Below are 25,541 nucleotides of genomic sequence, written 5' to 3' on the forward strand. Positions count from 1 at the left end.
GGGCTCGGGCTCGGTGAGGAGCGGCCGGCTCAGTAGCGGTAGTGGTCGGACTTGTACGGGCCTTCGACCTTCACGCCGATGTACTCGGCCTGGTCCGGGCGCAGGGTGGTGAGCTTGACGCCGAGTGCGTCCAGGTGGAGGCGGGCGACCTTCTCGTCGAGGTGCTTGGGCAGCACGTAGACGCCGGTGGGGTACTCGTCGGGCTTGGTGAACAGCTCGATCTGGGCCAGGGTCTGGTCCGCGAAGGAGTTGGACATCACGAACGACGGGTGGCCGGTGGCGTTGCCCAGGTTCAGCAGGCGGCCCTCGGACAGGACGATGATCTTCTTGCCGTCGGGGAAGGTCCAGGTGTGGACCTGCGGCTTGATCTCGTCCTTGACGATGCCCGGGACCTTCGCGAGGCCGGCCATGTCGATCTCGTTGTCGAAGTGGCCGATGTTCCCGACGATCGCCTGGTGCTTCATCCTGGCCATGTCGCCGGCCATGATGATGTCCTTGTTGCCGGTCGTGGTGATGAAGATGTCGGCCGTCTCGACGACCTCGTCGAGCGTGGTGACCTGGTAGCCGTCCATCGCGGCCTGCAGCGCGCAGATCGGGTCGATCTCCGTGACGATCACCCGGGCGCCCTGGCCGCGCAGCGACTCCGCACAGCCCTTGCCCACATCCCCGTACCCGCAGACCACGGCGGTCTTGCCGCCGATCAGCGTGTCCGTGGCGCGGTTGATGCCGTCGACCAGGGAGTGCCGGCAGCCGTACTTGTTGTCGAACTTCGACTTCGTCACGGCGTCGTTCACGTTGATCGCCGGGAACAGCAGCGTGCCCTCACGCTGCATCTCGTACAGACGGTGCACACCCGTCGTGGTCTCCTCCGTCACCCCGCGGATCTCGGAGGACAGCTGGGTCCACTTCTGCGGGTTCTCGGCGAGGGTGCGGTTGAGGAGCTCCAGGATGACCCGGTGCTCGTCGGACTCGGCGGTGTCCGGGGAGGGCGCCTTGCCGTCCTTCTCGTACTCCACGCCCTTGTGGACCAGGAGCGTGGCGTCGCCGCCGTCGTCGAGGATCATGTTGGGGCCGCCGGTGGGGCTGTCCGGCCAGGTCAGCGCCTGCTCGGTGCACCACCAGTACTCGTCGAGCGTCTCGCCCTTCCAGGCGAAGACGGGGACGCCCTGCGGGTTGTCGGGCGTGCCGTTCGGACCGACGGCGATGGCGGCCGCGGCGTGGTCCTGGGTGGAGAAGATGTTGCAGGACGCCCAGCGGACCCGCGCGCCGAGCGCGACCAGGGTCTCGATGAGGACGGCGGTCTGCACGGTCATGTGCAGGGAGCCGGTGATCCGGGCGCCGGCCAGCGGCTGGGCGTCGGCGTACTCCTTGCGGATCGCCATCAGGCCGGGCATCTCGTGCTCGGCGAGGGTGATCTCCTTGCGGCCGAACTCGGCCAGGGAGAGATCGGCGACCTTGAAGTCCTGTCGGTTGTCGACAGTCGTCATTACGGGCTGCTCCTCGGGTTGGGTCGAGGTGGGTACGGCTGGTCTGCGCGGCGGCGGACACAGGGGTGCCCGAGGAGGACACAGGCATGCCCGCGTACGCGCAGCGCAGTCCGTCGGAGGCCCTCTCTCCCTCGGCCGGCCCCCGGTGGGACCGCCCGACCGCCATCAGCAGCGACGTCTGGCTCCGTCCCAAGCTACACCGACCCGCCCGGCGGTCCCCAGTCCGGCCGCGAACACATCAGGCCGTTCTGGGGCCGCGGTGCGGTCCCGGAACGGCCTGACGGCGTCGCTCGGGGAGGGTCAGTGCCCTGCGTCCGGCTGGGTGGGGCCGCCGGGCGCGGCCTCGGGGTCGGGGCCCTTGGCGGCCTCGGCCTCGCTGTAGATGTCGGGCTCGAGGTAGATCACCCGGGCGATCGGCACGGCGTCGCGGATGCGGGCCTCGGCGGCGTCGATGGCGGCGGCGATCTCCGCGGCGGTCTCGTCGTGCCGGACGGCGATCTTGGCGGCGACCAGCAGCTCCTCCGGGCCGAGGTGGAGGGTGCGCATGTGGATGATGCGGGTGACGGTGTCGCCGTCGACGACGGCGGCCTCGATCTTGCGGGTCTCCTCGACGCCCGCGGCCTCGCCCAGCAGCAACGACTTGGTCTCGGCGGCGAGCACCAGGGCGATCAGGATGAGCAGGATGCCGATGCAGAGGGTGCCGATGCCGTCCCAGACGCTGTCGCCGGTGGCCAGGGCCATGCCGACACCGCCGAGGGCGAGGATCAGGCCGACGAGCGCGCCGAGGTCCTCAAGCAGGACGACAGGCAGCTCGGGCGCCTTGGCGTGACGGACGAACTCCTTCCAGGAGCGGTGCCCGCGCAGGGTGTTGGACTCCTTGATGGCGGTACGGAAGGAGAAGCTCTCGGCGATGATCGCGAAGACCAGGACGCCGACCGGCCAGTACCAGTGCTCCAGCTCGTGCGGGTGCTTGATCTTCTCGTAGCCCTCGTAGAGGGCGAACATGCCGCCGACCGAGAAGAGCACGATGGAGACGAGGAAGGCGTAGATGTAGCGCTCGCGGCCGTAGCCGAAGGGGTGCTCCGGGGTGGCCTTGCGCTGGGCCTTCTTGCCGCCGACGAGCAGCAGCGCCTGGTTGCCGGAGTCGGCGACCGAGTGCACGGACTCGGCGAGCATCGACGAGGACCCGCTGAAGAGGAACGCCACGAACTTCGCTACCGCGATCGCGAGGTTGGCGGCGAGTGCCGCCACGATCGCCTTGGTGCCGCCTGACGCGCTCATGTGTTCGCGTTGTCCTTTCGTACGCCGTGGGGTCCGGGCAGGCGTGTGCGCCTGCCGCCGGGCCGTTGCCCGTGCTGTGACGGTGGGCCATTGTTGCAGCCCCGCCCGGCGACGGCGCGTCAGGTCCTCGTCATGGCCCGCTCAGAGGACGACGGTGGCCCGGAAGACCGTTCCGGTACCCGAGACCTCGGCCTTCTCACCCGCGGGGACGAACACGGACTGTCCGGGCGTCAGGTCGTGCTCGCCCGCGCGGACGGCGCCCGCGGTGCACAGCAGGATCTGCGGGGCGTCCAGGGTGAGGTCGTGGGCGGGGGCGCTTTCGGGGAGGACGTAGCGGGAGAGCCGGAACTCGTCGGTGGGGGTCTCGTAGACCTCCTCGTCGTCCGAGCCGGCCTCCGGGCGGAGCACGGCGGGGTCGGCGGCCTCGAAGCGGACGATGCGCAGCAGTTCGGGGACGTCGACGTGCTTGGGGGTGAGGCCGCAGCGCAGGACGTTGTCGGAGTTGGCCATGATCTCGACGCCGAGGCCGTCGAGGTAGGCGTGCGGGACGCCGGCGCCGAGGTAGAGGGCCTCGCCGGGCTGAAGCCGGACGTGGTTGAGGAGCATCGCGGCGATGACGCCGGGGTCGCCCGGGTAGTGGTGGGCGATGCCGGCGTAGGGGGCGTAGTCGCCGCCGAGGCGGTCGCAGGCGGCGGCCGTCTCCGTGACGGTGTGGGCCGTCTCGTCTGGGTCGGCGGTGAGCACGGCGGTGAGCACCTCGCGCAGCGCCGCCTCCTCGGGGTGGGCGTGCAGCAGGTCGACGTACGGCTTGAGGGAGTCCACGCCGAGGCCGTCGAGGAGTTCGGCGGCGCGCAGCGGGTCGCGGAAGCCGCACAGGCCGTCGAACTCGGTGAGGGCGCAGATCAGTTCGGGCTTGTGGTTGGCGTCCTTGTAGGTGCGGTGCGGGGCGGTGACGGGGACGCCGCGGCGCTCCTCGTCCTCGTAGCCCGCCTGCGCCTGGGCCCGGTCGGGATGGACCTGGAGGGACAGCGGGGAGCCGGCGGCGAGAAGCTTGAGCAGGAACGGCAGGCGGGGCCCGAACTTGGCGACCGCGGCGGCGCCGAGTTCGCGCTCCGGGTCGGCGTCGATGACCTCGGCGAGTGTGCCCCGGCCGGTGCGCGAGGGCGCGCCGGGGTGGGCGCCCATCCACATCTCCGCCTGCGGTTCGCCGGTCGGTTCGGCGCCGAGCAGCCGCGGGATGGCGGTGGTGGAGCCCCAGGCGTAGGGGCGGACGGTGTTGTCGAGGCGGTCCATGAGGCTCTTCGCGTTCCTTCTGCCGTTCTCGTGCCTGCGCGCCGGGCCGGGCGCCCCGCGCAGGTCAGGGGGGATGGAGCATCATCGGGGTGCCGAGGCGAGCGCCAGGTAAACGGCGGCGAAATCGGTGACGGCGATCAGTTCCGCGAGGGTCTCCAGTTCGCCGCCCTCCTCGGGTTCCAGCTCGCTGATCGGCGTGTCGTGGGTGAGGGCCAGCTCGCGGGCGGCGGGGGCGGCGGTGAGGCCGCCGAGGGGCCGGTCGCGGAGCAGCACCACGCGCGCGTGCAGGGCGGGCGCCTCCTCCACGCGGTCGCGGAAGAAGTCGTCCGGGTCGGCGCTGGCGGCGAGCGGTCCTGCGAGCAGGGCGCTGTGCGCGGCGAGGGCCTCGGGCAGTTCGGCGACGACGGCGGGGGTGCCGGACAGTTCGGCGAGCGCGGCGGCGAAGCGCCGGCCCGCCGGTCCGGCCGAGACTCCCTCCGTCCAGACGATGGGCAGCGCGTCGGCGAGTTCGGCGGCGAGGGTCTTGGCCCCGTTGCTGTACGTGGCGACGGCGGGCCCGCAGCGTTCGGCGACGGCGTCGAGGCGGTCGGCGACCTTCTGCAGGGCGTCCGGCGGGGCGGTGAGCAGGCCGGTGCGGTCCAGCAGGGCGAGCAGCGGGGTGAGCAGCGCCCACAGCACGCCGGGCGCGGAGGCGGCGAGGGGTTCGTCGTGGTCGTAGGGCGCGGTGGCCACGGGGACGAACAGGCCGCGGCTGCCGGAGACGGCCTCGGCGAGCGGGGTGCCGGCGGGGGCGACGGCGGCGACGGTGAGGCCGCGGCGGTAGGCCTGCTCGGAGAGCAGGGACAGGCCCGGTTCGGTGCCGTCCGGGGTGGCGATCAGCAGCAGGTCCACGGACCCGGCCCAGCCCGGCAGTTCCCAGCGCAGGGCGCCCGCGGCGGGCGCGACGCCGGTGGGGGCGAGGCGGGTGACGGGGCTGCCGGCGCCGGCCAGGGTGCCGAGCAGGTCGGCGGTCTGGGTGGCGGCGGCGCCGGGCCCTGCGATGAGCACGGCGCGAGGACGGCCGTCGGGCTTCAGGTCGCCCACCCCCGCCTCGGCGGCGTGCCGTGCCGCGGTGCGGACGCGGGCGCCGGCCTCGGCGGCGCCGCGGAGCAGGGCGCGGTGGTCGGCCTCGGCGAGGCCCTCCGGTGAGTCGAGCAGCGATTCGTCGAGCATGGGCGACTGGCTCCGATCGGCGGGGCGTCGGCGGTACGCGGGGGCTCCTGGCGCGCGGCTGCGGCTACTTGGGGCGGCGGGCCTCGTCGACGAGGAGGACGGGGATGCCGTCGCGGACCGGGTAGGCGAGTCCGCAGTCCTGGCCGGTGCAGACCAGCTCGGTGTCCCGCTCCTCGAGGGGGGAGTGGCAGGCCGGGCAGGCCAGGATCTCCAGGAGGCCGGCTTCGAGAGGCATGAGGGTCCCTTCGCTGGTGGATGTGCTGGTCAGGGTACCGCCGGTGGGGGCCGTGCGGCGGGTCCGGGGCGGTCCGCGCGGGGGCCCGCCGCCCCGGTCGCCGGGGGCTCGGCGACTACTGCCTGATCAGGGCGAGGGCCTCGTCGCGGATCCGGATCATGGTGGCCTCGTCCCGGGCCTCGGCGTTCAGCCGCAGCAGCGGTTCGGTGTTGCTGGGGCGGACGTTGAACCACCAGTCGGCGGCGGAGACGGTGAGGCCGTCGAGGTCGTCGAGGGTGACGCCCTCGCGGCCCTCGTAGGCGGCGCGGATCGCGGCGAGGCGGGCGGCCTGGTCGTCGACGGTGGAGTTGATCTCGCCGGAGCCGGCGTAGCGGTCGTACTGGTCGACGAGCGCGGACAGGGTGCCCTGCTGCTCGCCGAGCGCGGCGAGGACGTGCAGGGCGGCCAGCATGCCGGTGTCGGCGTTCCAGAAGTCGCGGAAGTAGTAGTGGGCGGAGTGCTCGCCGCCGAAGATCGCGCCGGTCCTGGCCATCTCCGCCTTGATGAAGGAGTGGCCCACGCGGGTGCGTTCGGGGGTGCCGCCGTTCTCCCGGACGACCTCGGCCACGGACCGGGAGGTGATCAGGTTGTGGATGACGGTGCCCTTGCCGCCGTTGCGCGCGAGTTCGCGGGAGGCGACCAGGGCGGTGATGGCGGAGGGGGAGACCGGTTCGCCGCGCTCGTCGACGACGAAGCAGCGGTCGGCGTCGCCGTCGAAGGCGAGACCGAGGTCGGCGCCCTCCTCGCGGACCCGCTTGCGCAGGTCGACGAGGTTGGCCGGGTCGAGCGGGTTGGCCTCGTGGTTGGGGAAGGTGCCGTCGAGCTCGAAGTACATCGGGACGAGCGTGAGCGGCAGTCCGGCGAGGACGGTCGGGACGGTGTGGCCGCCCATGCCGTTGCCCGCGTCGACGACGGCCTTCAGCGGGCGGATGCCGGTTAGGTCGACGAGCGAGCGCAGGTGGGCCGCGTAGTCCTCGAGGGTGTCGCGGCGGGTGACCGTCCCGGTGGTGGCGGCCGGTTCCGGCGCGCCCGTGTCGCTCCACTTCTCGACGAGGGCGCGGATGTCGGCGAGCCCGGTGTCCTGGCCGACCGGGGCGGCGCCGGCGCGGCACAGCTTGATGCCGTTGTACCGCGCCGGGTTGTGCGAGGCGGTGAACATCGCGCCCGGCAGATCCAGCGCGCCCGAGGCGTAGTAGAGCTGGTCGGTGGAGCACAGGCCGATCTCGGTGACGTCGGCACCTTGGCCGGCCGCGCCACGGGCGAAGGCGGCGGACAGGCCCGGCGACGAGGGGCGCATGTCGTGGCCGGTGACGACGGCGGTCGCGGCGGTCACCCGGACGAAAGCGGCCCCGAAGAGCTCGGCGAGCGCCTCGTCCCACTGGTCGGGGACGACCCCGCGCACGTCGTACGCCTTCACGATCTGCGAGAGATCAGCAGCCACGGCCAGCCCTTCCGGAAGTCCTGTCGGTCACCACAAACTACCCGTAGCGTCCGGCATGACCGTCGCGGAGGTTCACGGCAGCATCCAGCCGAGCACCGCCGTGCTCTGGCCCACCACGATCAGGCACATCACGAGCAGCAGGCCGAGGCTCCAGGGCAGCACCTTGCGCAGCAGGTCGCCCTCGCGGCCGGCGAGTCCTACGGCCGCGCAGGCGATGGTGAGGTTCTGCGGCGAGATCATCTTGCCGAGGACGCCGCCGGAGCTGTTGGCGGCGGCGAGCAGTTCGGGCGAGAGGCCGGACTGCTGGGCGGCGGTGACCTGGAGCGCGCCGAAGAGGGCGTTGGCGGAGGTGTCGGAGCCGGACACGGCGACGCCGAACCAGCCGAGCACCGGGGACAGGAAGGCGAGGCCCGCCCCGGCGGCCGCCACGAAGTGACCGATGGTGGCGGCCTGTCCGGAGAGGTTCATGACGTAGGCGAGAGCGAGCACGCTGACCACGGTGAGCAGGGCGAACCGCAGTTCGCGCACGGTCTCCAGCCACTCCTTGACCGCCACCCGCGCGTGGACGCCGAGGACCGCCGCGGTGGCGATCCCGGCGAACAGCACGAGCGTCCCGCCGGTGGAGACGAGCGGCAGGCTGAACATGTTGCCGCCGACGGGCTCCCCGTCGGGGCCCGCGACGTCCAGCAGCGGCCAGTTCCAGGTCTGCGTGGCCCCGGCGAGCCGGTCCTTGACGGCCGGGATCTGCGCGACGGCGAAGATCGCGACGATCAGCGCGTAGGGGGCGTACGCCCGCACGACCTCGCCGCGCGGGTCCTCGGCGTCCAGTTCCTCGCTGCGGGTGCCGGTGAGGACGGAGGACCGTACGGACTCGGCGGCGGGCACGCGCGCGTGCGGCACGGCCATCAGGGCGCCCGCTCCGGCGAGCGCGGCGCCGATGTCGGCGAGCTGGGCGGAGACGTAGTTGGAGGCGGCGAACTGCGCCACGGCGAAGGCGACACCGCACACCAGGGCCGGGACCCAGGTCTCGCGCAGTCCGCGCCGGCCGTCGACCAGCCACACCAGCACGAGCGGCACCACGAGGGCCAGCAGCGGGGTCTGGCGGCCGACGACGGACGCCACGGAGTCCAGCGGCAGCCCGGTGACCTGGGCGAGCGTGACGACGGGCGTGCCCATCGCGCCGAACGCCACCGGCGCGGTGTTGGCGACCAGCGCGACCACGGCGGCGCGTACGGGGTCGAAGCCGAGGGCGACCAGCATCACGGCGGAGATCGCGACGGGGGCGCCGAACCCGGCCAGGGCCTCCAGCAGGGCGCCGAAGCAGAACGCGACGACGAGCGCCTGGATGCGGGGGTCGTCGGAGAGCCGGCCGAAGGAGCGGCGCAGGATGTCGAAGTGGCGGGTGCGGACCGTCATCCGGTAGATCCACAAGGCGTTGACGACGATCCACATGATGGGGAAGAGTCCGAAGACGGCGCCCTGGGCGCCGCTGGAGAGCGTCTGGTCCAGGGGCATCCCGTACGCCAGCCAGGCCACCGCGACGGACGCCGCCAGGCCGATCAGGCCCGCGAGGTGCGCCTTCATCCGGACGCCGCCGAGCAGCACCAGCACGATCAGCAGCGGCAGGGCCGCCACGAGGGCGGAGAGGCCGAGCGATCCGGCGACGGGTTCCAGTTCCTGGATGTACACGAGCGCCTCCCGGATTCCGCCATGCGAAAGCGATTTCTCGCTGGGTCACCGGAATGGTCGTGTCCGCGCCAAGCGGGCGTCAATGGAGGTGCGGTGAAGGGATGCGACGAGGCGACCGGGCGCGCGGCCTCAGTTGTCCGGGGAGCGCAGAACCCGCAGGTGGCCGCGACGGGCGACCTCCATCGGGTCGGCACCGCGCGCCCCGCCGCCGGCTCCGGCCGCCCGCTCCTGGGGGCGGGCCGCCTCGCGCACGGCATTGGCGAGCGCTTCCAGGTCGTCCCCGCTGGGCTGCGCCGGGGCGGACCCGTCGAGCAGGCGGACGACCTCCCAGCCACGCGGCGCGGTGAGGCGCTCGGAGTGCTCGGCGCACAGGTCGTAACAGTGGGGTTCGGCGTAGGTGGCGAGCGGGCCGAGGACCGCGGTCGAGTCGGCGTAGACGTACGTCAGCGTCGCGACGGCGGGACGGCCGCAGGCGGTGCGCGAACAGCGACGTACAGGGCTCACGACGTTGGACGGTACCGCACTCTTGAGCGGGCCGCGACGACTCTCCACCAGGTCACTCCCCCGTGTCGAAGTGTGAAACGCCCCACATACCCCAGGAAGCACACCTCTGTGACCAGGCGGTACGCCGGAACGGCGGCTTTCGGCCGGTTCTGATTTCGGTCACCAGTCGGCATAAACACCGTCAAATGCCTTGAGGCGATCGGTCCAGGAGAGATACGGAATCGAGCCCAAGCTTGGCTGGAATGGTCAGGTTGTGACATGGCGCGCGGGTCGGCCGGAACGCGCGTGGGCGTGGGGGCGGCACGGCGGCACGACGACTACCCTTCGCAGTGATGGACAGCCCCGTGACTCCTCGCTCCGCAGGCCCCGGGCCCCGACGCCGTGACCGCCACGGCCGGGGCATGCGCGGCCCGATCGCACCACCCCAGGTGCCGCTGGCCGCCAGCCGTGCGGAGACGTTCGCGGACCTGGTGCAGGACTCGGTGGAGCGGCTGGAGCGGCGCTGGCCGCAGCTCGCCGACATCGATTTCCTGGTGCTGGACGTCCCCCGGCTGGACGGCGCGGCCGGACCCGGCTGGGACGAGACGGTCCCGCTGGGCGGGACGGTGACGGCGCGCGACGGCCGCCCCGCGCGCGTGGTGATCTACCGGCGGCCGGTCGAGATCCGCTCCAAGGGGCGCGACGAGCGGGCGGCGCTGGTCCACGAGATCGTGGTCGAACAGGTCGCCGACCTGCTGGGACTCACCCCCGAGACGGTCGACCCCCGGTACGGGGAGGACTGAGGTACCGGGGGCGCGCTGGGCTTCCGCGACTACCGCTGGAGCACGGACAGGTTCTCGGACGCGTCCGGCACCGCCACCATGCCCCGGTCGTCCGGGAGGGGCTGCACCGTGAAGAACGGGACGCCGCCCTCCGTCGAGGCCAGGGTGCGCGAGGCGTAGACGGGGCCGCCGGCCCGCGTCTCCACCGTCAGCGCGTAGCTGCCCTTCAGCCCCGCGGGCACGGGCGCCTCGATGTCCTGCGTCGTGCCGGACTTGATGCTGTACGTCTTCGTCTGCGGCGTGCCGCCCTTGGTGCCCGCGGAGGCCGTCACCTTGATCTCGGCGTCGCCCTCGGGCGCGGTGACCGAGAGGGTGGTGCCCTCGGCGGTGTTGTCCAGCGCCGTCGCCCGCGTCTCGACCGGGCGGGCCGCCGGGATGAACGCCGACTCCTGCTTGCCCCCCTCGCCGCGCAGCACCCGCACCGCCGCCACCACCGGCACGGAGCCGTCCGGCGCCGTCAGCACCAGGGAGCCCGCCTCGCCGCGGGTGAGGTCGCCCAGGTCGAAGGCCGCGGTCATACCGCCCTTGACGTGCAGCGTCTCGTTGCCTGCCGGGGTGATCAGGCCGGACGGGGAGGCCAGCCGCACCTTGAGGTCGACGTCGGCGTCCCCGGGCGTGAACGCGACCAGGCGCACGGCCGTGGCGTCCTTCGGGATGCCGGGCAGGACCAGGCGGCCCGACGGGTCGGCCGACGCGGGCAGCCAGTCGCCGCCCGTCTCGTCGTCCAGGGCCTGCACGGCGGCGCCGACCCGGCCGCTGCGCACCACCACGTGCACGGTGACGTCGGTCTGCTTCTCGGCGGTGAGCGTGGACAGCAGCACCGGCTCGGCGGAGCGGGGCTTGACCGTGATGCCCTCACCCACCGTCGTCTCGAGCTCCCCGTCCTTGCCGTAGAGCTCGATGTCGACCACGGCCGCGGAGTCGTCCGGGTTGGTCAGGTGGATGTAGTCGGTGCGGCTGTCGTCGGTGCTGGCGCCGGGGAACCAGAACTGCGTGTCGGCGGCGGAGCAGGCGACGCCCTGGAGCCCGCGGCCGGTGCCCGCGGCGACCTCGGTGGTCTGCTGCGCGGTCCAGCCGGACGCGAAGCGGCCGTCGGCGGTGCCGACGAGGGCCGGGGCGTCGGCGCCGTCGGCCTCGGCGGTCACCGGCTTGCCGGGCTCCTGGAGCTGGAGGACGGGCTTGCCGGCCGTGTCGTCCTTCGCGGCGTCCTTCTCGCCCTTCTCGTCCCCCTCGTCCTTCTCGTCGGCGGCGCCGTTCTCGCCGTCCTTCCCGTCCTCGCTCGTGCCGTCGTCGTCCGGGGCCGACTGCTGCGCGGCCGCCCGGAGCACGGCCGTGCCCTTGTCGTCCGCGCCCTCCGTGACCGGGGCGAACGAGGTGTACGTCGTCTCGGCCAGGTCGGAGGTGCTGGGCCGAGGGCACAGCAGGCCGGTGCGCTCCACGGGCAGGGTGGCCGCCGCTCCGGTCCGCTGCTCGGCGGACCCGGGGTCCGGGGCCGAGACTGCGGCGAAGCCGGTGACGGCGGCGAGCGCGGTGGCGCCCGCGATCAGGGACAGGGTGGTGCGGTTCACTGCTGGCTCCCGTCAGGACGCTCGTTGCCCGTGCCGTGGGGGTCGTACGGGGTGTCGTAGCCCGGCGGGTACGTCGTCCCGTCGTAGCCCTGCGGGTACGTCTGGTCGTAGCCCTGCTGCGGGGCGCCGTAGCCGTACGGGTCGTACGCGCCGTCCTGCTGCGGGTAGCCCTCCGCCGGGTACTGCTGTCCGCCGTAGGCGCCGTCCGGGTACTGCTGGTACGGGGCGGCCGCGTAGGCGTTCTCGTCGTAGCCCGCGTTCTGGTACTGGCCCTGGTCCCAGTCGCCGTAGCCGGCCTGGTGCGGGACCGGTGCCGGGTGGTGCTCCGGCGGGGCGGGCGTGCCGGCTTCGGCGTCCGTGCCGTACGGGTCCGGGCCGCCCGCGTCCGTGTCGTCCGCGTCGCCCTCCGCCCCGTCGGCAGGCGACGCGGCGGCGGCCTCCGCCTCGGCCTGGGCGCGCAGCCGGCGGGCGCGGCGGCCCTCACCGGCCATGGCCTCGGCCGGGACGGGCTCCTCCTCGGGCAGGTCGTCGTCGACGTCACGGCGGCGGCCGGGCAGCGCCATGACGAGGAGGACGACGGCGAGCAGGCCCTGCGTCCACATCCACAGGGTGTGGGTGAGCGGCTCGTCGTAGGTGACGTCCAGGGCGCCGCCGGAGGCGGGCAGTTCGAAGCCCTGGGCCCAGCCGTCGACCGTGGTGGGGGTGAGCGGCTTGCCGTCGAGGGTGGCGGTCCAGCCCTCCGCGGCGGAGTCGGCCAGGCGCAGGACGCGGCCCTCCGCGCCGTCCTCGATCTCGGTGTGGATCTCGACCGGTCCCGCGGCCACGGGCTCCGGGTCGCCCCCGCCCTCGGCGGGCACGACGGCCGCGCGGGCGACCTGCCGGTCCACCCGCCACAGCGCTCCGCCCGCCTGCTGGCTGAGCCGGCTCAGGCCGGGCGTGGCGTCCAGCACCCGGGTGACCTCGCGCGGGGCGCCCTGGTGCACCAGGACGTAGCGGACGGCGAAGCCGCCGAGCTGGTCGGCCTGGTCGGCGCCGGAGCCGGCGACGAGGTTGGCGACGACCTTGTCGAGCAGTTCGTTCTCGCCGTCCTGGGCGGCGATCTCCGCGTCGCCCATGCGGGCTCCGGAGCCGCGCACCAGGACGTAGTCGACGCGGTCGGCGGAGTCGGTGTCGAGGACCAGGGTGCGGGCCTGGTCGCGGGTGGCGCTCTCCTCGGCGACGAACGCCGGCACCTGCACCGGGTCGCGCCGCTCGACAGGACCGTCGGCGCCACGGACCATCCAGCCGACGGCGAGCACCAGCGGGCCGACGGCGCAGGCCAGGGCGATCAGCGCGGCGACCGGCTGGCGCCAGCCGAAGCTCTGCTCGGCGACGCGCGCGCGGGCGCCGTCGGCGCCGAGCGTGCCGGCGGCCAGCAGGGCGATGCCGTAGACGAGGGTGGCGGGGCCCGCCCAGGCGGAGCCGTTGGACAGGGCCGCGAAGACGAGGCCCACCAGGGCGGCCGTCCACGCCGTGAGGATCGCCGTGCGGCGCTCGGCACGCAGCAGGGCGGCCAGCGCGGCGAGGACCAGGCCGATCAGCAGCAGCCCGCCGCTCGTGCCGGGCCCGCCGGGGCTCGCGCCGAGCAGGTCGAGCGCGGACGCGGCCGACGGCCCGTACGGCAGTCCGGCCTCCTGGAAGAAGCCGAACGGCAGCAGGGACAGCGACCACGGGGCGAGCACCAGCAGGGGGCTGCCGAACTGGGCCAGGAAGCGCGGGCCGTAGGTCTTCAGGTCGGCCCTGCGCACGGCCAGCACGCCGAGGCCGAGGACCAGCGCCATCGGCCACACGATCGGGGTGAAGGCCGTGGTGAGGGTGAGCAGCAGCGCGTACGCCCAGGTGGCGCGCCAGCTGCCGCGGCCGTCCGGTGCGGTGAGGCCGCTCGCGGCGATGCCGGCGCGGGCGAGGAGGGGCAGCAGCACGGCGAGCACCGCCGTGCCGATGTGTCCGGAGGCCAGGGCGCCGGTCGCGGCGGGCAGGAAGGCGTAGGCGACGGCCGCCCACGCGCGCAGCAGGCGGGACTCGACCAGCGGGCGGGACGCGAAGTACGCGGTGACGCCGGCCAGCGGCACCGAGCAGACCAGCATCACGGTGACGGCGAGGCCGGTGGAGCCGAGCAGCAGGGTCGCCAGCGCCGCGACGACCGCCAGGTAGGGCGGTGCGGTGCCGGTGCCGCCCGCGCCGACCGCGTGCCAGGCGTCGGTGTAACGGGCCCACAGGTCGCCCGCGGCGGCGGGCGCGGGCAGCAGGGCGCCGCCGGCCAGCGCGCCGCCGCCGAGGAGCTGACGGCACGCCACCAGCGAGACCAGCAGCAGCGTCAGGAAGAGGACCGGTCCCGGGCGGCGGGCGATGCGCTTGAGCCGGGCGAACTGCTCGATCTCGAGGAAGTCGGCGTCGTCGCCGCCGGGTCCGGACTCGATCGCGCTGCCGTGCCGTCCGGCGCCGGAGACGGCCTCGGGGTCGGAGCGGCCGACGAGGTTGCCCGCGACCTGCTCCACGGTGACGCGGACGGTCGCGCCGGGCGGCGGGAACAGCGGGCGCAGCTCGCCCTTGTCGACCTGGGGGCTGCCGCGGTCGCGGCGTCCGGCGAGGATGCGCTCGGGGCGCAGCAGAACGCCCATGAGGCCGCGGATCTCGTCGACGGCCTGGCCGGGGACCTTGCCGACCAGGTAGGCGAGGGTGCGCAGCAGCGTGCCCAGGACGACCCGGAGCAGCACCCAGGGCAGGGCGGCGGTGCGGGTGTTGACGAGGAGGGTGTGGACGGCGCCGGCCTTGTCCACCTTGTGCGGGGATGCGGCGGTGCGGCCCACGCAGTCGACGGTGCGGCGCTCGCGGGAGGCCGCCTCGGCGTGCCGGACGACCGCTTCGGGCGCGACGAGGACCCGGTACCCGGCGGCGTTGAACCGCCAGCACAGGTCGACGTCGTCGCGCATCAGGGGCAAGTGCCGGTCGAACCCGCCGAGCTGCTCGAAGAGGTCGCGGCGGACGAGCATGCCCGCGGTGGACACGCTCAGCACGGGCCGTACGTGGTCGTGCTGGCCCTGGTCCTGCTCGCGGCGGTCCAGGCCGGTCCAGCGGCGGCCGGAGTTGGCGATGGAGACGCCGACCTCGAGGAGCTGTCTGCGGTCGTACCAGCCGCGGAGCTTGGGGCCGACGACGGCGACGTCCTCGCGGCCGAGCTCGTACTCGTTCTCCACGACGCGCAGCAGCTCGGCCAGCGCGTCGGGCTCGGGCGCGCAGTCGTCGTGCAGCAGCCACAGCCACTCGACCGGTTCGCCGTAGGGCAGTTCGGGCAGGTCGTAGGCGTCGTCGCGCCAGCTGCGGGTGACCGGGTCCCAGCCGCTCGGCCGCTTCAGGTACGGCAGGTCGTCGGGGGTGAGGCGCGGGGCGCCGCGGTGGCACTCCTCGACGGCCTGGCCGAAGCCGGTGCGCCGGGCGAGGTGCAGGACGCGGTCGTCGCCGAGGGCCTCGGTGACCAGCCGGGCGGAGTCGTCGCCGCTGCCGGTGTCGGCGGCCATCGCGAACTGGACGGGGCGCTCCTGGCCGAGCAGGCCGGCCAGCGCGTCCGGCAGCCAGCGGGCGCCGTCGTGGGAGACGAGGACCGCGGTCACCACGTGACGCGGGAACTCAGGTGCGGCAGCGGAATCCTGACGGGCTGCCGTGTGGCTGTGCACGGACATCGAGGTACGGGCCCCGGTTCGGTGGACTGTGGGGACGCCCGTGCCCGATGGGGGCGGCGAGGCGTCTCGGACGAGCGACCACACTATCGGCTGCACAACAAGGGGGCCCGCCGCCTGTGGACAACCCACCGGCGACGGGCCTTAAGTGACGTTTGCACGAAGAAGCATGTGTATATCGGGAGTGCGCCGGGCGGCGCCCGGGGCGGTGCGCGTCAGACGGCGGCCTTCTTGAGACGGCGGCGCTCCCGCTCGGACAGACCGCCCCAGATGCCGAAGCGTTCGTCGTGGGCGAGGGCGTACTCGAGGCACTCGGAGCGGACCTCGCAGGCGAGGCAAACCTTCTTGGCCTCCCGGGTGGAGCCGCCCTTCTCGGGGAAGAAGGACTCGGGGTCGGTCTGGGCGCACAGCGCGCGCTCCTGCCAGCCGAGTTCCTCGTCCGCGTCGTCGACCAGCAGTTGCTGCACCAGCTCGGTCATGTGCGCCCCTCGTCCGTCCTTCGCGTCCCCGTGATGTAGCCGTTACCGATTCCGGCTGAACGACACGAGTGAAATTACAAGTGTGCTGCTCCGGGCGAGTCAAGCCGAGATCTGCTATTGGGCCCCTTATTCACTCTGCGGAACCAAGGCCGAGCGGAAAGTGTTCAAATCACCCTAAACCTTGACACACGTACGGGACCCGCGAGGGCGTCCGGCCCCCACAGAGCCTCACAAGGGAGGACGCCCAGAGGATCGATCTCGTTCCGACACCCCTTGCCGCGGCGATCCGGATCACAGTCGGATCACGGGATCGCAACGGCGCACGGGGCGCCCGGCCGTGCGCACCTTGTGTCCCGGCAACCGGCTGAGCAAACCTTTCATCTGTCAGATGAACCGGATGAGGTGAACCGGGTCCCACATACCGGGCGTCGAGTTGACTTCGGGGGTGTGAACCGCTCTCCTTGTGGGCATGCTCGCGAATCCGGCACTCACCTCGACCCGCTCCGCCGGGTTCCTCGGTGCTGCCCGCGCTCGCTGTAGCTGTCGCTGTACCGGCTGTTGAGCCACCGCGCTCCCGCCGCCGCGTCCCTGCCGGACCCGGCCTCCGCCTGCTGAATCCGCTCCCACCGGGGCGCCCACTGCCGCCCGCCCGCGACCCGGGCCATCGCGCGGCGACACCCCCACCGCCCCGCCTCATCGCGCCGAGGACCTCCGTACCCCATGAACAGCGACAGCGACCTCCAGATCGCCGGCGACATCCTCGAAGTCCCGCACCTGCTCCAGCCCGAGCGTGAACACCCGTCCACCGTGGCCGAGTTCGCCGGCCTGGCCCGCGCCATCGCCGCCGACCGCGCCCAGTGGGAACCTCTCGTGCGCTACGACGCCACGACCCGCTGGTACCACCGGCTGCGCACCGGACCCGGCTACGAGGTGTGGCTGCTCTCCTGGGTGCCCGGCCAGGGCAGCGGACCGCACGACCACGGCCGCTCCTCCGGCGTGCTCACCGTCCTGGACGGCGCGCTGACCGAGCGCACGGACCGCGGCACGCGCGTGCTGAGCGCCGGGGACCAGAGGGTCTTCGCGCCCGGCTACGCGCACGACGTCGTCAACGACACCCTGGACCCCGCGGTCAGCCTGCACGTCTACCACCCGGGCCTGACCGAGATGCCGATGCGTCCCGCGTCCCGGCTCCGCCCGGCCGCCGCCTCCCCCGCCGCCCCGCACTGCGAGGCACGACCGGCAACGGTCCGGTGACTGGCTGACGCGATGTCGTAGCGGCCTGCGAGGATGGCCCCATGCGCATTGTGGTTCTGGCAGGCGGCATCGGCGGTGCCCGTTTCCTGCGCGGTCTGAAGCGGGCCGTGCCGGACGCGGACATCACGGTCATCGGCAACACCGGGGACGACATCCACCTCTTCGGGCTGAAGGTCTGCCCGGACCTCGACACGGTGATGTACACGCTCGGCGGCGGTATCGACGAGGAGCAGGGCTGGGGGCGGAGCGACGAGACCTTCCACCTCAAGGAGGAGCTCGCGGCCTACGGCGTCGGCCCGGACTGGTTCGGACTCGGCGACCGCGACTTCGCCACGCACATCGTGCGCACCCAGATGCTCGGCGCGGGCTTCCCGCTGAGCGCGGTCACCGAGGCGCTGTGCGACCGCTGGCAGCCCGGTGTGCGCCTGATCCCCATGACCGACGACCGCGTGGAGACGCACGTGGCGGTCGAGCTGGACGGCGAGCGCAAGGCGATCCACTTCCAGGAGTACTGGGTGCGGCTGCGGGCCTCGGTGCCCGCCCAGGCGGTCGTGCCGGTCGGCGCGGAGCAGGCCAAGCCCGCCCCGGGCGTCCTGGAGGCGATCGGCGAGGCCGACGTGATCCTCTTCCCGCCGTCCAACCCGGTGGTGTCCGTCGGCACCATCCTCGCGGTCCCCGGCGTCCGCGAGGCCATCGCCGACGCGGGCGTGCCGGTGGTCGGCCTGTCGCCGATCGTGGGGGACGCGCCGGTGCGGGGCATGGCCGACAAGGTGCTCGCCGCCGTCGGCGTGGAGTCCACGGCGGCCGCGGTCGCCGAGCACTACGGCTCCGGGCTGCTGGACGGCTGGCTGGTGGACACCGTGGACGCGGCGAGCGTGGAGCGGGTCGAGGCGGCGGGCATCCGCTGCCGGGCCGTGCCGCTGATGATGACCGACGTGGACGCGGCCGCGGGGATGGCCCGCGAGGCGCTGGCCCTGGCCGAGGAGGTCCGTACGGCATGAGCGAGGCTCACCCCGCCTTCCGGGTCTGGGCCCTCCCCGGCCTGCCCGAGGTCCGCCCCGGCGACGACCTGGCCAAGCTGATCGCGGCCGCCGCACCCGACCTCGCCGACGGCGACGTCCTCCTGGTCACCTCGAAGATCGTCTCCAAGGCGGAGGGCCGGATCGTCGAGGCCGCCGACCGGGAGGCCGCGATCGACGCGGAGACCGTGCGGGTGGTGGCCCGGCGCGGCCCCCTGCGCATCGTCGAGAACCGGCAGGGCCTGGTCATGGCCGCCGCCGGCGTCGACGCCTCCAACACGGCCCCGGGCACGGTCCTGCTGCTCCCCGAGGACCCGGACGCCTCCGCGCGCACCATCCGCGAGGGCCTGCGCGACACGCTCGGCGTCGAGGTCGGCGTCATCGTCACCGACACCTTCGGCCGCCCCTGGCGGGCGGGTCTGACCGATGTGGCGATCGGCGCGGCGGGCGTCCGTGTGCTGGACGACCTGCGCGGCGGCACCGACGCGCACGGCAACCCGCTCGCCGCCACGGTCGTCGCCACGGCCGACGAGCTGGCCGCCGCCGGCGACCTGGTCAAGGGCAAGGCCGCGGGGCTCCCCGTGGCGGTGGTCCGCGGCCTGCCGCACACGACGGCCCCCGACGACACCGAGGGCGCCCGCCCGCTGGTCCGCGGCGCGCGCGACGACATGTTCCGCCTGGGCACGTCCGAGGCGGTGCGCCAGGCGGTGACCCAGCGCCGTACGGTGCGGTCCTTCACGGACGAGCCGGTGGACCCCGGGGCGGTACGTCGCGCGGTGGCCGCCGCGGTGACGGCGCCCGCCCCCCACCACACGACACCCTGGCGCTTCGTCCTCCTGGAATCCCCCGAGACCCGCACCCGTCTGCTCGACGCCATGCGCGACGCCTGGATCGCGGATCTGCGCCGGGACGGCAAGTCCGAGGAGTCCATCGCCCGGCGGATCCGCCGCGGCGACGTCCTGCGCAACGCCCCGTACCTGGTCGTGCCCTGTCTGGTCATGGACGGCTCGCACCACTACGGCGACGCCCGCCGGGACGGCGCGGAGCGGGAGATGTTCGTCGTCGCCACGGGCGCGGGGGTGCAGAACTTCCTGGTGGCCCTCGCGGGCGAGCGGCTCGGCTCGGCGTGGGTGTCGTCGACGATGTTCTGCCGTGACGTGGTCCGTGAGGTGCTGGACCTGCCCGCGGACTGGGACCCGATGGGCGCGGTCGCGGTGGGCCACCCGGCCGAGGACCCGCGCCCCCGCCCCGAGCGCGACGCCGCCGGTTTCATCGAGGTGCGGTGAGCGAGGCCCTACCCTCGTAGGAGCTCTTCACTCTCACCCCAGGGACTCTCGTGGCCGGACGCTTCGCTCCCCGCCCGACGCGGACCACCGTGCGCGGCGGCCATGTCGCGATGCCGTCGCCACGGGACCCGCGCAGCGCGCCGGCCTCACCCCGGACCCGGACCTGGGTACCGGACGGCCCTCTGGACCTCGGCCTCGTCCTCGGCCCGCTGCGCCGTGGCACCGGCGACCCCACGTTCCGCACGACCCCGGACGGCGCCGCGTGGCGCACCAGCCTGACACCCGTGGGCCCCGGCACCCTCCGGGTGAGCCGGCACGACGACACGATCCGCGGCCAGGCGTGGGGTCCCGGCGCCGACTGGCTGCTGGACCGCCTCCCCGAACTGCTCGGCGCCGCCGACGACCCGTCCGCGTTCGTGCCCCGGCACCGGCTGCTGGCGTTCACCCATCACCGCCTCCCGGGGCTCCGGCTGCTGCGCACCGGTCTGGTGCTGGAGTCGCTGATCCCGTCGATCCTGGAGCAGAAGGTCACGACCGGGGAGGCGTACCGGGCGTGGCGGCTGCTGGTCCGCAGGTTCGGCGAACCCGCGCCCGGGCCCGCGCCCGAGCGGATGGCGGTGATGCCGGCGCCGCGCGCCTGGGCGCTGATCCCGTCCTGGGAGTGGCACCGCGCCGGCGTCGACGACAAGCGCGCCTCGACCGTGCTGCGCGCGGTGCGGCTCGCCGCGCGGCTGGAGGAGGCGGCCCGTATGCCGCCCGAGGAGGCGCGGGCGCGGCTGGAGCTGGTGCCGGGGATCGGGCCGTGGACGTCGGCGGAGACGGTGCAGCGGAGTCATGGGGCGGTGGACTCGGTGACCGTCGGGGATCTGCATCTGCCGGGGATCGTGGGGTGGGCGTTGGCGGGGGACCGCGATGCGGATGACTCCGTCATGTTGTCGCTGCTGGAGCCCTACGCGGGGCAGCGGCACCGTGCGGTGCGGTTGATCCTGTTGAGCGGGAGGACGCCTGCGCGGCGGGCGCCCCGTATGCCGCACGGGGACATCGCGAGCCTTTAGCACTCCGTGCGGTGCGGTACGTGTGCGGCACGGCACGTGTGCTGCACGGGTACGTGTACTGCGCGCGGTCCGGGCCTCGGTCCCGCTACCGGTCCGACGAGAACCGCACCGCCCCGGCGGGGATTCTCGCGTCGCACCACACCCGCACGCCCTCCCGCAGCTCGTTGTGGGCGCCGACCACCGCCCCGTCCCCTATGACCGTCCCGGTCAGGACGGCCCGCTCCCCCACCCGCGCCCGCGTCCCGATCAGGGAGTCTGTGACGACCGCCCCCGGCTCGATCACCGCGCCCGGAAGGATCGTGGAGCCGAACACCCGGGCGCCCTCGGCGACGAACGCCCCCTCGCCCACCACCGTCCCGCCCGCCAGCTTCGCGTCCGGCGCGACTCTCGCCGTGGGCAGCACCAGCCGGTCCCCGCACCGCCCCGGCACGGCCGGCGACGGCGCCTTCCCCAGCACCAGGTCCGCCGATCCCCGTACGAACGCCGCCGGCGTGCCGAGGTCCAGCCAGTACGTAGAGTCGACCATCCCCTGAAGGTGCACCCCCGCCGCCAGCAGCCCCGGGAACGTCTCCCGCTCGACCGACACCACCCGCCCCGCGGGAATCGTGTCGATGACCGACCGCCGGAAGACGTACGCCCCCGCGTTGATCTGATCGGTGACGATCTCCTCAGGCGTCTGCGGCTTCTCCAGGAAGGCCAGCACCCGCCCGGTCCCGTCCGTCGGCACGAGCCCGTACGCCCGCGGATCGGTCACCTGCGTCAGATGCAGCGAGACGTCGGCCCCCGACGTCTCGTGCGTCCGCACCAGCGCCCTGATGTCCAGCCCCGTCAGGATGTCCCCGTTGAACACCAGCACCGGCTCGTCCGGCCCGGAGTGCAGCCGCGAGGCGGCGTTGCGGATGGCGCCGCCCGTGCCGAGCGGCTCCTCCTCCGTGACGTACTCGATGCGCAGCCCCAGCGCCGACCCGTCACCGAAGTGCGGTTCGAACACCTCGGCGAGGTACGACGTGGCGAGGACGATGTGCTCCACGCCCGCCGCGCGCGCCCGCGCGAGCTGGTGCGTGAGGAACGGCACCCCGGCCGCCGGGACCATGGGCTTGGGCGTGTGCACCGTGAGCGGGCGCAGTCGCGTGCCCTTGCCGCCGACCAGGAGGATCGCTTCTGTCACCTGTCGTCTCTGCTTCCTGCCGGGACCGGCCGAACCGTCTTTCGGCCGGCCAGTGTATGCAGACGGTCCCCGGCAGAAACGGAGCGGCCGGCCCCGGCCCCCGTGGTGGGCCGCCGCCTCAGCGGCCCTGGTACGTGGCCGCCTTGGACCGCACGCTGCTCAGCTTCTTGTACAGCTTCCCCCCGGGGCAGGAGGTGTTGAACCCGTCCCGGTGACCGGAGATCACCTTCATCTTCACCTTCGTGCCTTTCGCGTACAGGTTGCCCCCGCCGGACGTCAGGGATGTCTTCTTCTTCGGGTTCCTGTCGTGCAGCCCGAGCTTCCAGGCGGTGAGCCGGGCGACGGCCTTCACCGCCTTGGACGAGGGCTTCTTGGAGCCGTAGGAGCCGATGACGGCGATGCCGGTGGTCTTGGAGTTGAACCCCATGGTGTGCGCGCCCTTCACCGGCTTGGCCACGCCGCCGGCCCGGCCCTCGTAGATGCGGCCGCACTTGTCGATGAGGAAGTTGTAGCCGATGTCCCGCCAGCCCAGGCTCCTGGTGTGGTAGCGGTAGAAGCCGCGGATCAGGGAAGGCGCCTGCGAGCAGGAGTAGTTGTTGCCGGAGGCGGTGTGGTGCACGAAGGCCGCCTTGACCGTGCTCGTGTACACGAAGCTCCCCTCGCGCAGGCTCTCGTCCGCGCTCCAGCCGCGCCGGGTGACGATCGCGGGGCGCGGCCCGATGTACGGCTTGGCCTGCTGCTGCTCGGTCAGTTCGGGGCCGCGCAGGGAGACGAGCTCCTCCCGGGTCTTCTCGGCGGTGAGCGAGGGGATCTCGGTGGCGCCGAGCGGCACGAGGGTGGAGTTGGCGGCGGAGGCGGCCTTCGCCGCGGCGGTCATGACGCCCGTACGGGGGATCTCGGCGGGCTCGGCCGGTTCGGCGCCCTCAGCGGGTTCGGCGCCCTCCGCCGGCTCCGCGGACTCCTCGGGCCCGGCCTCCCCCGGATCGACCAGATCGAGGCGCATCCCGGCCGGCAGGGCGGACACCTCGTCCGCGTCACCCGCGCCCTCCCCACCTGACGGCCCCCCACCTGACCCCGTGTCGGCAGGACCGGCGTCCTCCGGCTCACCGCGCTCACCGGATTGCTCACCGTGCTCGCCGTGCCCACCGGGATCCGGCTCCGGCAGCACCCGCACCTCGACCCCGTCCGACTCCCCCACCCACAGCGGCGCGGTGGCGCCCCGCACCGTCCCGGAGGCGGCCTCCGGGGAGTCCGGGTCGGCCCCGTGCTGGGTGTAGTGGGTCTCGACGTCCTGCCAGTCGGTCCACTCCCCCGTGCCGGCCGCACGGGTGCGGACCTGCACGCGGCCGTGCAGGTCGGCGGAGGGGTCGTCCCAGACGACGCCGAGGAGGGAGAAGGTCCGTACCGTCCGGGGCGTCAGGCCGAGGACGGCGCCGGAGGCACGGTCGTGGGTGAGGGGCCGTAGGGGCAGCGACTGGGTGCTGCCGGGGACATCGGCTCGGGCGTCGGCCGTCTCCGCGGTTCGCGTGGCCACGTCCGCCGCCGGCGCCGGCGTCCTGGCGGACGCGGCTGCGGGCGGGGCGAGGGGAAGGGCGAGGGCCGCGGCGCAGGTGACGCCGATTGAGGAAGCAAGAATTCCACGCATGCCCCTGAGCTTGGACAGAAGCAGACAAATCTGTCCATTGCTCATATGACGGTCCGTCGACCGCCGTTCCCCCGAACCGGTGGCCCGCGCAGGGCCCGCACGGAGGGTGCGCCCGGCGGGGGCCGCGTACGCTTGCGCGGGTGAACGCCACCGACCGCACCCCTGCCGACCTGCTGAGTTCCGCGCTCGCCGCGGACCCGGGACGCCCCCTGGTGACCTTCTACGACGACGCCACGGGCGAGCGGGTCGAATTGTCCGTGGCCACCTTCGCCAATTGGGTGGCCAAGACCGCCAACCTGCTCCAGGACGAGCTGTCCGTCGAACCGGGCGACCGGGTGACCCTGCTGCTGCCCGCGCACTGGCAGACCGCGGTGTGGCTGCTGGCCTGCGCGTCGGTCGGCGTGATCGCGGACGTCGGCGGCGACCCGTCCGCGGCGGACGTGGTGGTGAGCGGCCCGGAGCCGGAGTCGCTGGAGGCCGCCCGCGCCTGCTCGGGCCCGCGGGTCGCGCTGGCGCTGCGGCCGCTCGGCGGGCGCTTCCCGCAGCCGCCGGAGGGCTTCGCCGACTATGCCGTGGAGGTGCCCGGGCAGGGCGACCGGTTCGTGCCGTACGCGCCCGTCGACCCGGAGGAGCCGGCGCTGATCGTGGCGGGCAGGGAGTTCTCGGGCGCGGAGGTCGTCGAGCGGGCCCGCGCGGAGGCGCCGGACCTCGGACTGACCGGCCCGGGCTCGCGCATCCTCTCCGGGCTGCCGTACGACACCTGGGAGGGACTGAACGCGGGGCTGTTCGCGCCGCTGGCGACCGGCGGATCGGTGGTGCTGTGCCGCCACCTCGACCGGCTGGGCGCCGACGCCCTGGACAAGCGGGTGGAGAGCGAACGGGTCACGGTCATCTCCCGCTGACCCGCGGGTCACCACCCCGGCCGCCACGGACCGCCTCACCCGTTCGGCGCAGCAGCACCCCCCACCCCTCCCCGGCGCGGGCCACAGTCGTAGGAAGCGGCACGCACCCGAGCGGCACGCACCGAGCAGCCCGCACCCGTACGCGTCCCGGCCCGTACGCAGTGAGGGGGTGGACCCGGCATGAGCGACACCGCAGGCATACCCCCCGAGGGACAAGGGGCGACGGGGCGTCCCGTCGGCCCGGGCGCCGGTTCCTCGCCCAGCGGTCGCGGCACGGTCCGCCGTCGCCGCAGGCGGTGGGTGTGGGGCGTCGGTCTCGGGGTGTCGCTCGCGCTGGTGGGCGCCGCGGCCGCCGGGTGGGCGGTGTACATGAAGCTGGAGGGGAACATCACCCCGGACGAGGCGGCGGCGGCCGAGCTCGCCCGGTTCGAGAAGGACCGGCCCACCGCGCTGGTGAAGGACGCCCTCAACATCCTGCTGATCGGGTCGGACTCGCGCGCGGGCGCGGAGAACGGCCGCTACGGGCGCGACCCGGGCACCGAGCGCTCGGACACGGTGATCCTGCTGCATCTGTCGGCGGGCCGGCGCAGCGCGACCGCGGTGTCGGTACCGCGCGACCTGATGGTGGACGTGCCCGACTGCCGCCGCCCCGACGGATCGCGTTCCGCGCCGATGTTCGCGCAGTTCAACGCGGCCTTCGAGGTGGGCGGCTCGGCCTGCACCGTCCGCACCGTCGAGAAGCTGACCGACATCCGCGTGGACCATCACGTCGTCGTCGACTTCAAGGGGTTCAAGGACATGGTCGACGCGGTGGACGGCGTCGAGGTGTGCCTGAGCGAGCCGATCGACGACGAGGACGCCCACCTGCACCTGCCGGCGGGGCGGGTGACCCTCGACGGGGAACAGGCCCTCGGTTACGTCCGCGCCCGCAAGACCCTCGGGGACGGCAGCGACACCGGCCGCATCGAGCGCCAGCAGCGGTTTCTCGGCGCGCTGGTCAACAAGGTCCGCAGCAACGGGATCCTGCTGAATCCGGTGAAGCTCTATCCCGTTCTGGACGCGGCCACCTCGTCCCTCACCACCGACCCCGAACTCGCCAGCTTGCGTGGTTTGTACGAACTCGTACGCGGGCTTCGCGACATCCCCGCGGAAGGGGTGCAATTCCTCACCGTGCCCAGGGAGTCCTACGCCGGGGACGTGAATCGGGATCAACTCGCCCAGCCCGCCGCCGGGAAACTGTTCGAGCGGCTGCGCAAGGACGAACCCGTACGCGTGGATACCGACAGTGAGCGAAAGGCCACGGAAAAGGAAACGACGGCCCCGGCGGACAGCGCGTCCCCGGCGCCCGCGTTCTCCGGGAACACCGCCGCCGAGGACACCTGCGCGTAAAGGAAACTCAAAGGCAACTCCCAGACTCCGAACTCCTGTCCACGGAAATGGGCGGATT

At 73.5% G+C, this 25,541-nt stretch carries 20 protein-coding genes; 7 read left to right on the forward strand and 13 right to left on the reverse strand.

Annotated elements, in window-relative coordinates; genetic code table 11:
• Positions 1-29: 29 nt before the first annotated feature.
• The 8 genes from ahcY to ACP7TJ_RS12640 all read right to left on the reverse strand — a co-directional run bounded on the left by ahcY (position 30) and on the right by ACP7TJ_RS12640 (position 9,229).
• The gene (gene ahcY / locus ACP7TJ_RS12605; RefSeq protein ID WP_266397733.1) at positions 30-1,487 is read right to left on the reverse strand and encodes an adenosylhomocysteinase; all 1,458 of its coding nucleotides are present in this window, start codon (positions 1,485-1,487) and stop codon (positions 30-32) included.
• Between the two features lie 300 nt (positions 1,488-1,787).
• Positions 1,788-2,768 carry a cation diffusion facilitator family transporter gene (locus ACP7TJ_RS12610; RefSeq protein WP_189911946.1) on the reverse strand — a complete coding sequence of 327 codons (981 nt, stop codon included), beginning with the start codon at positions 2,766-2,768 and terminating at the stop codon, positions 1,788-1,790.
• Between the two features lie 141 nt (positions 2,769-2,909).
• The gene (gene manA, locus ACP7TJ_RS12615) at positions 2,910-4,061 is read right to left on the reverse strand and encodes a mannose-6-phosphate isomerase, class I (protein ID WP_427763190.1); all 1,152 of its coding nucleotides are present in this window, start codon (positions 4,059-4,061) and stop codon (positions 2,910-2,912) included.
• 81 nt (positions 4,062-4,142) lie between these two features.
• On the reverse strand, positions 4,143-5,273 hold the full coding sequence (locus ACP7TJ_RS12620) for an SIS domain-containing protein (protein ID WP_093763882.1): 1,131 nt from the start codon (positions 5,271-5,273) through the stop codon (positions 4,143-4,145).
• Positions 5,274-5,337: 64 nt separating this feature from the next.
• A complete protein-coding gene (locus ACP7TJ_RS12625) occupies positions 5,338-5,508 on the reverse strand; it encodes a Trm112 family protein (protein WP_189911949.1) in 171 nt (56 codons plus the stop codon).
• Between the two features lie 115 nt (positions 5,509-5,623).
• Entirely contained in the window at positions 5,624-6,988 is a 1,365-nt protein-coding gene (locus ACP7TJ_RS12630; RefSeq protein WP_093763883.1) for a phosphomannomutase/phosphoglucomutase, read from the reverse strand.
• A 72-nt stretch (positions 6,989-7,060) separates the two neighbouring features.
• Entirely contained in the window at positions 7,061-8,677 is a 1,617-nt protein-coding gene (locus tag ACP7TJ_RS12635; protein ID WP_370163694.1) for an L-lactate permease, read from the reverse strand.
• Positions 8,678-8,806: 129 nt separating this feature from the next.
• The gene (locus ACP7TJ_RS12640) at positions 8,807-9,229 is read right to left on the reverse strand and encodes a DUF3499 domain-containing protein (protein WP_006134663.1); all 423 of its coding nucleotides are present in this window, start codon (positions 9,227-9,229) and stop codon (positions 8,807-8,809) included.
• Positions 9,230-9,582: 353 nt separating this feature from the next.
• Here ACP7TJ_RS12640 and ACP7TJ_RS12645 point away from each other — a divergent pair, with 353 nt between their 5' ends.
• Positions 9,583-9,963: a metallopeptidase family protein gene (locus tag ACP7TJ_RS12645; protein WP_093763885.1), complete on the forward strand. Its 381-nt coding sequence runs from the start codon at positions 9,583-9,585 to the stop codon at positions 9,961-9,963.
• Positions 9,964-9,992: 29 nt separating this feature from the next.
• On the opposite strand, the gene ACP7TJ_RS12650 is transcribed toward ACP7TJ_RS12645, so the two are convergent.
• The 3 genes from ACP7TJ_RS12650 to ACP7TJ_RS12660 all read right to left on the reverse strand — a co-directional run bounded on the left by ACP7TJ_RS12650 (position 9,993) and on the right by ACP7TJ_RS12660 (position 15,765).
• Entirely contained in the window at positions 9,993-11,570 is a 1,578-nt protein-coding gene (locus ACP7TJ_RS12650) for a DUF5719 family protein (RefSeq protein ID WP_266546593.1), read from the reverse strand.
• On the reverse strand, positions 11,567-15,289 hold the full coding sequence (locus tag ACP7TJ_RS12655; protein WP_427763195.1) for a glycosyltransferase: 3,723 nt from the start codon (positions 15,287-15,289) through the stop codon (positions 11,567-11,569). The genes ACP7TJ_RS12650 and ACP7TJ_RS12655 overlap by 4 nt, the downstream gene beginning before the upstream one ends.
• A 212-nt stretch (positions 15,290-15,501) precedes the next feature.
• Positions 15,502-15,765 carry a WhiB family transcriptional regulator gene (locus ACP7TJ_RS12660; RefSeq protein WP_006134669.1) on the reverse strand — a complete coding sequence of 88 codons (264 nt, stop codon included), beginning with the start codon at positions 15,763-15,765 and terminating at the stop codon, positions 15,502-15,504.
• Positions 15,766-16,485: 720 nt separating this feature from the next.
• Between ACP7TJ_RS12660 and ACP7TJ_RS12665 the strand changes: the two genes are divergently transcribed.
• Genes ACP7TJ_RS12665 through ACP7TJ_RS12680 form a run of 4 tightly spaced genes read left to right on the forward strand, consistent with a single transcriptional unit; the run spans position 16,486 to position 20,379 of the window.
• Positions 16,486-17,019 carry a cysteine dioxygenase gene (locus tag ACP7TJ_RS12665; RefSeq protein WP_390923093.1) on the forward strand — a complete coding sequence of 178 codons (534 nt, stop codon included), beginning with the start codon at positions 16,486-16,488 and terminating at the stop codon, positions 17,017-17,019.
• A 41-nt stretch (positions 17,020-17,060) separates the two neighbouring features.
• Positions 17,061-18,020: a 2-phospho-L-lactate transferase gene (cofD, locus tag ACP7TJ_RS12670; RefSeq protein ID WP_167744886.1), complete on the forward strand. Its 960-nt coding sequence runs from the start codon at positions 17,061-17,063 to the stop codon at positions 18,018-18,020.
• Complete coding sequence (locus ACP7TJ_RS12675) at positions 18,017-19,324, forward strand: coenzyme F420-0:L-glutamate ligase (RefSeq protein ID WP_093763890.1); 1,308 nt, start codon at positions 18,017-18,019, stop codon at positions 19,322-19,324. The genes cofD and ACP7TJ_RS12675 overlap by 4 nt, the downstream gene beginning before the upstream one ends.
• A gap of 50 nt (positions 19,325-19,374) precedes the next feature.
• Complete coding sequence (locus ACP7TJ_RS12680) at positions 19,375-20,379, forward strand: DNA-3-methyladenine glycosylase family protein (protein ID WP_387752962.1); 1,005 nt, start codon at positions 19,375-19,377, stop codon at positions 20,377-20,379.
• Between the two features lie 85 nt (positions 20,380-20,464).
• On the opposite strand, the gene ACP7TJ_RS12685 is transcribed toward ACP7TJ_RS12680, so the two are convergent.
• Positions 20,465-21,547 carry a sugar phosphate nucleotidyltransferase gene (locus tag ACP7TJ_RS12685; protein WP_401407905.1) on the reverse strand — a complete coding sequence of 361 codons (1,083 nt, stop codon included), beginning with the start codon at positions 21,545-21,547 and terminating at the stop codon, positions 20,465-20,467.
• A 118-nt stretch (positions 21,548-21,665) separates the two neighbouring features.
• Entirely contained in the window at positions 21,666-23,192 is a 1,527-nt protein-coding gene (locus ACP7TJ_RS12690; protein WP_427763199.1) for an N-acetylmuramoyl-L-alanine amidase, read from the reverse strand.
• 140 nt (positions 23,193-23,332) lie between these two features.
• Between ACP7TJ_RS12690 and ACP7TJ_RS12695 the strand changes: the two genes are divergently transcribed.
• Both ACP7TJ_RS12695 and ACP7TJ_RS12700 read left to right on the forward strand, forming a co-directional pair.
• Entirely contained in the window at positions 23,333-24,094 is a 762-nt protein-coding gene (locus tag ACP7TJ_RS12695; RefSeq protein ID WP_427763201.1) for a TIGR03089 family protein, read from the forward strand.
• A 180-nt stretch (positions 24,095-24,274) separates the two neighbouring features.
• Positions 24,275-25,483 carry an LCP family protein gene (locus ACP7TJ_RS12700; protein ID WP_193460069.1) on the forward strand — a complete coding sequence of 403 codons (1,209 nt, stop codon included), beginning with the start codon at positions 24,275-24,277 and terminating at the stop codon, positions 25,481-25,483.
• Positions 25,484-25,541: the final 58 nt, after the last annotated feature.

Source organism: Streptomyces sp. DSM 41931, from assembly GCF_050271085.1.
Lineage (GTDB): Bacteria > Actinomycetota > Actinomycetes > Streptomycetales > Streptomycetaceae > Streptomyces > Streptomyces albogriseolus.